This is a genomic window from Streptomyces palmae (assembly GCF_004684805.1).
Lineage (GTDB): Bacteria > Actinomycetota > Actinomycetes > Streptomycetales > Streptomycetaceae > Streptomyces > Streptomyces palmae.
Window position 1 is genome coordinate 1 of the sequence record NZ_SRID01000426.1, and the last position, 5,526, is coordinate 5,526.

5 protein-coding genes are annotated in these 5,526 nt (G+C 73.0%); 3 read left to right on the forward strand and 2 right to left on the reverse strand.

Going from position 1 to position 5,526, the window contains the following annotated elements; all coding sequences use genetic code 11:
• Positions 1-1,057: citrate synthase 2 (locus tag E4099_RS28340; protein WP_209446777.1), on the reverse strand; the 1,057-nt coding region annotated here is incomplete at its 3' end.
• A gap of 534 nt (positions 1,058-1,591) precedes the next feature.
• Here E4099_RS28340 and pdxH point away from each other — a divergent pair.
• Positions 1,592-2,212: a pyridoxamine 5'-phosphate oxidase gene (gene pdxH, locus E4099_RS28345; protein ID WP_135341983.1), complete on the forward strand. Its 621-nt coding sequence runs from the start codon at positions 1,592-1,594 to the stop codon at positions 2,210-2,212.
• 182 nt (positions 2,213-2,394) lie between these two features.
• Here pdxH and E4099_RS28350 read toward each other — a convergent pair whose 3' ends face one another.
• Positions 2,395-3,153, reverse strand: coding sequence for an SDR family oxidoreductase (locus tag E4099_RS28350; RefSeq protein WP_135341979.1), 759 nt, complete (start codon positions 3,151-3,153; stop codon positions 2,395-2,397).
• A gap of 106 nt (positions 3,154-3,259) precedes the next feature.
• Here E4099_RS28350 and E4099_RS28355 point away from each other — a divergent pair, with 106 nt between their 5' ends.
• Both E4099_RS28355 and E4099_RS28360 read left to right on the forward strand, forming a co-directional pair.
• Entirely contained in the window at positions 3,260-4,144 is an 885-nt protein-coding gene (locus E4099_RS28355; RefSeq protein WP_135341980.1) for a sigma-70 family RNA polymerase sigma factor, read from the forward strand.
• A 612-nt stretch (positions 4,145-4,756) separates the two neighbouring features.
• Positions 4,757-5,526, forward strand: a 770-nt coding sequence (locus E4099_RS28360; protein WP_135341981.1) for a PAS domain-containing protein, incomplete at its 3' end; no start/stop codon positions are given.

A 5,526-nucleotide genomic window follows, 5' to 3' on the forward strand; every position in this document is an offset into this window, starting at 1 on the left:
TGAGATGGGTATAAGAGACAGGGGCGGTGGGGCGCACCAGGCGGCCGGTGCGCTTCTGCTCCAGGATGTGCGCGCTCCAGCCGGCCGTGCGGGCGCAGGTGAACATCGAGGTGAACATGTGCGCCGGGACCTCCGCGAAGTCCAGCACGATGGCCGCCCAGAACTCCACGTTGGTGGCGAGCACCCGGTCCGGGCGGCGGTTGTGCAGCTCCTCCAGGGCGGCCTTCTCCAGCGCCTCGGCGATCTCGAAGCGCGGGGCGCCCAGCTCCTTGGCGGTGCGCCGCAGCACCCGGGCCCGGGGGTCCTCGGCGCGGTAGACGCGGTGGCCGAAGCCCATCAGCCGCTCACCCCGGTCCAGGGCCTGCTTGACGTAGGCGACCGCGTCCCCGGTCCGCTCGATCTCCTCGATCATGCCGAGGACGCGGGAGGGCGCGCCGCCGTGCAGCGGGCCGGACATGGCGCCGACCGCCCCGGAGAGCGCGGCGGCGACGTCGGCGCCGGTGGAGGCGATGACCCGGGCGGTGAAGGTCGAGGCGTTCATGCCGTGCTCGGCGGCGGAGGTCCAGTACGCGTCCACCGCGGCCACGTGCTTGGGGTCGGGCTCGCCCCGCCAGCGCCGCATGAAGCGCTCCACCACGGTCTCCGCCTTGTCGATCTCCCGCTGCGGGACCATCGGCAGCCCCTGGCCGCGGGCCGACTGGGCGACGTAGGACAGGGCCATCACGGCGGCCCGGGCGAGGTCCTCGCGGGCCTGCTCGGCGTCGATGTCCAGCAGCGGGCGAAGGCCCCACACGGGCGCCAGCATGGCCAGCGCGGACTGCACGTCGACGCGGATGTCACCCGAGTGCACCGGGATCGGGAACGGCTCGGCGGGCGGCAGGCCGGGGTTGAACGCCCCGTCCACCAGCAGGCCCCAGACGTTGCCGAAGGACACCTTGCCCACCAGGTCCTCGATGTCGACGCCCCGGTAGCGGAGTGCGCCGCCCGCCTTGTCGGGTTCGGCGATCTCCGTCTCGAACGCGATGACTCCCTCGAGTCCAGGTACGAAGTCGGACATCAGGCGGCTCCTCATGATGTGGTCGACGGGGGACTGGCGGCTCTTGACCGGGTCTCAGCGGCGTACCGGTGGTCGTGGTCGGGCGGTGCCGGACGGCTCCGCGGTCGCGGCGGCGACTCGCGGTCTCAAGCGGTCACCCCGGTGCTACCCCGTACGCGGATGGCGGTCACCCAGCCGCGCGGGAGGCGGTACGGGGCGGACACGATAGCGGTCGGTGCCCGGCGGCCGCAGGGGGCCGGAACATGATTTTCGATGGGTTCGACACCTTGTGGGAAGGGTGATGAGCGGCACACCCGGCAAGGTCGCGGGAACAGGGTTATCCGGGTGTCACCGAGGGCAAAGTGAATGGTCGCACGGCCGGTGCGGCCCGGCGGTCCGCGCCGTGCCGGAGGGTTCCGCCAATCGGATGGCGGGGGCGGGACGGGAGCCGGGGGAAAGTCCCTGGGCGTGCCGCGGCCGGTGTTGCAAGATAGGCGGGTGCCTCACCTTGATCCGCACGACCCGTTCGCCGGTGTGACCGTCGACCCCGCCGTCATGCGCAAGCAGTACCGCTCGGAGGGGCTGGCCGAGACCGAACTGGCGGAGAGCCCGTTCGAGGAGTTCGCCCGCTGGTTCATCCAGACCGTGGAGAGCGGGCTGCCCGAGCCCAACGCCATGGTCGTCTCCACGGTGGACGAGGCCGGCCGACCCAGCTCCCGTACGGTGCTGCTGAAGTCGTACGACGAGCACGGCTTCGTCTTCTTCACCAACTACGGCTCCCGCAAGGGCCGCGAACTGGCCGCCAACCCGAACATCTCGCTGCTCTTCCCCTGGCACGCGCTGGCCCGCCAGGTCGTGGTGCGGGGGACCGCGCAGCGCACCGGGCGGGACGAGACCGCCGCCTACTTCCGCACCCGCCCGCACGGCTCCCAGCTGGGCGCCTGGGCCAGCGCCCAGTCGACGGTGGTCGCCTCCCGCGAGGAACTCGACCAGCGCTACACCGAACTGGCCGAGCGCTACCCGCAGGAGCAGGTGCCGGTGCCCCCGGAGTGGGGCGGGTTCCGGGTGGTGCCGGACGAGGTGGAGTTCTGGCAGGGCCGCGAGAACCGGCTGCACGACCGGCTGCGCTATGTGCGCGAGGGCGACGCCTGGCGGGTGGAGCGGCTCTGCCCGTAGGCCGGCGGACGCTCCCGGGGGCCGGGCGTCCGGCCGCGAGCGGATCGGATGCGCGGCGTTCCCGGCATTCCCGGCGTTCTCGGCGTCCTCGCGGCCGCTGACGGGTGTCCCGGCGCGGATGGCGCGGGGTGCGGCTCCGCGGGGCCCTGGGCCGGCAGGCGTCGTACGGGCGTCCCGGGCGCTCACCGCACCCGCTCGGCCAGGAAGTCCTCCCAGGTCCGCTCGCCCCGGACGGCGTCCACCAGGTTCAGGTTCCCGCCCTCGCGGTAGATGCGGCCGGCCTTCCCGGGCATCCGCATCGGCAGCAGCGGCCGGCGCTTGCCGCGGGCCGCGAGGTAGCCGCGGAGCAGCTCGGACAGCTCGTACACCCGCGGTCCGGCCAGGTCGGGCACCAGGCCGGCCGGCGCGCCCAGGGTCAGCTCCACCAGCCGGGTCGCCACCTCTCCGGAGTCCACCGGCTGGAACCGGATGCCGGGGGCGGGGATCACCGGCAGCTTGGCCATCTTCTCCGCCACGGTGAACACCAGGTCGTGGAACTGGGCGGCGCGCAGCGTGGTCCACGGCAGTCCGGATTCGGCCACCACCTGCTCGGAGGCGGCCTTGGCGCGGTAGTAGCCGAGCGGGAGCTTGTCCGCCTCGATGACCGAGATGTACACCAGGTGCCGCACCCCGGCACGGGACGCCGCCCGCACCAGGTTCCGGGTGGCCTCGTCGTCCCCCTTGGGTCCGCCGGCCAGGTGCAGGACGATCTCCACGCCCGCCACCGCGGTCTCGATCCCCTCGTTCTTGCGCAGGTCACCGGTGACGTACTCGATGCCCTCGGTGGACTGGTGGCCGTGCCGGCTGAGCACCCGCACGGTCCGGCCGGCCTCGCGCAGCTGCGGTACGACCTGCCGGCCGAGGGTGCCGGTGCCGCCGGTGACCAGGATGGTGGACGTCATGATCGCTCTCCAGGAAGCCTTCTGACCGGGCCTCGGCTCCGGTCGTACCGATAGGTTTTCGCCGTTCTGCTTCCCTGACACGTGGCGATCGAGGAATGTGACACCGATGAACCAGCAGGTTTTGCCCGCGGAGCGGTTCGAGGCCGACCGGGCCCATCTGCGGGCCGTGGCCTATCGGATACTCGGCTCGCTCAGCGAGGCCGAGGACGCGGTGCAGGAGGCGTGGTTGCGGGTCAGCCGTGCGGACGCGGCCGAGGTGGAGAACATCACCGGCTGGCTGACCACCGTGGTGTCCCGGGTCTGCCTGAACATGCTGCGTACCCGGCAGACGCGGCGCGAGGAGCTGCTGGAGGAGCAGCCCGCCGAGCCGGTCGCCGACCCGGCGGGCGGGGCCGACCCGGAGGAGGAGGCGCTGCTGGCCGACTCGGTCGGGGTGGCGCTGCTGGTGGTGCTGGACACCCTCTCGCCGGCCGAGCGCATCGCCTTCGTACTGCACGACATGTTCGCCGTGCCCTTCGAGGACATCGCGCTGATGCTGGAGCGTTCCCCCGCCGCGACCCGGCAGTTGGCCAGCCGCGCCCGCCGCCGGGTGCGGGGCGGCAGCCCGGCGGCGGGGACCGACCCGAACCGGCGCCGCGGGGTGGTGGACGCCTTCCTGGCCGCCACCCGCGGCGGAGACTTCGAGGCGCTGCTGTCCCTGCTCCACCCGGACGTGGTGCTGCGGGCGGACGCCCTGGTCGTGCCCACCCCCGAGCCGATCACGGTCCGCGGCGCCGAGCTGGTGGCCCGGGGCGCGATGGCCGCCACCGGACGGGCCGGGTTCACCGGGGTGGCCCTGCTGGACGGCTCGGTCGGACTGGTCATGGCACCGCGGGGCCGGCTGCGCCTGGTGCTGGCCTTCACGATCACGGACGCCGGCATCACCGAGATCGACGTGATCGCGGACCCGGAACGCCTCGCCGGCATCGAACTGAACGTCCTGGGCGAATAGCGGGGCTCCGTACGCCCCGGGTGCGGCTGCGGTACGGGCGTGGCGCATCCGGGGACCTCGGAAAACATCCGAAGACATGCGAAGACATGCGAAGACATGCGAAGACATGCGAAGACATCCGGAGACATCCGGGAAAACAGACGACCCGTGGGCTGACTTCCCTCGGAGAGGGAACCGGCCGGACGTACCGGCGAGCCCACGGGTCGGGTGACTGCTTGGGATTGGGCCGGCGAGCGCCGGCACCGAACTCCTGGCGGAGCCCGGGGAAGGACTGCTAGCCCGCAGCCACCTCACGCGTCCGGTTGCCATACATCTGCCGAACCACCTCCCTTCTCGTGTGCTCCACAGCCTAGGAACCCGCCGAGAGGGGTTCAACCGAATTTCCGAGCAGCAACGATTTCACCGAACCAGGTGTGGCCCCTGTCACGTTCGAGTTGAATGGCCCGTCGTGCGGCAGAAGCAGCGGACGCGGCGGCCCACCCCGCCGCGGTGCGCGCGACGCACGCGGATCGTGCAGGTCATGTAGGTCAAGCAGGTCGAGTCGAGCAGGGTGCGCGGTGCGGGCAGGGGGTCCCGGCAGACCGTGCGGCCGTGTATCGCAGGGGGTGTCCGATGTCCGCTTCGCAGCGTTCCGAGCCTGTCCCGCCGACCCCGGCCGGGGATCCGGCGAGCGACCCCGACCGTCCCGAGGGCGCGGCGCCCGGCGGCCTGCCCGGGGCCGGCGGGGTGGACTCCGACCTGCTGGCCGCGCTGCTGAACGGCATGGACGCCGGGCTGTTCGCGCTGGACGCCGACGGCACCGTCACCCACTGGAACCGCGAGGCCGAACGCGTCCTGGGCTGGTCGGCGGCCGAGGCGATCGGGCGCCGGGGCCTGGGCGGCTGGGCGGCGCGCGACGCCGACGCCGGGGCTATGGAGGACCGGCTGCTGGCGGCCATGGCCTCCCCGGGTCGCCAGGTGCACGAGTTCCCGCTGCTCACCAGGGACGGCGGCCGGGTGCTGGTACGCGCCCAGTCCTCCGCGGTGCCGCGTTCGAGCGGGCGGTCGCCCGGGGTGTACTGCGCGTTCAGCGAGGCGCACACCCAGATGGACCTGGAGCGGTCGGTGGCGCTCAGCGAGGCGCTGCTGGACAGCACCGCCTGGGGGGTGGTCGTGGTCGACGCCGATCTGCGTCCGGCGGTGGTCAACAGCCATGCGGCCCAGGCGCTGCGGACCGGGCGCAGCACCATGCTGGGGCGCCCGCTCGGCGATCTGCTGGTGGAGGGGGCGGAGGAGGTGGAGTCCGCGCTGCGGCACGTTCTGGCGGAAGGGGCGCCGCCCGCCCCGGCCGAGCTGTGGGTGACCTTAGGCGGCGGGCGCCCGGCCGGGGCGCCGGCCAGGAG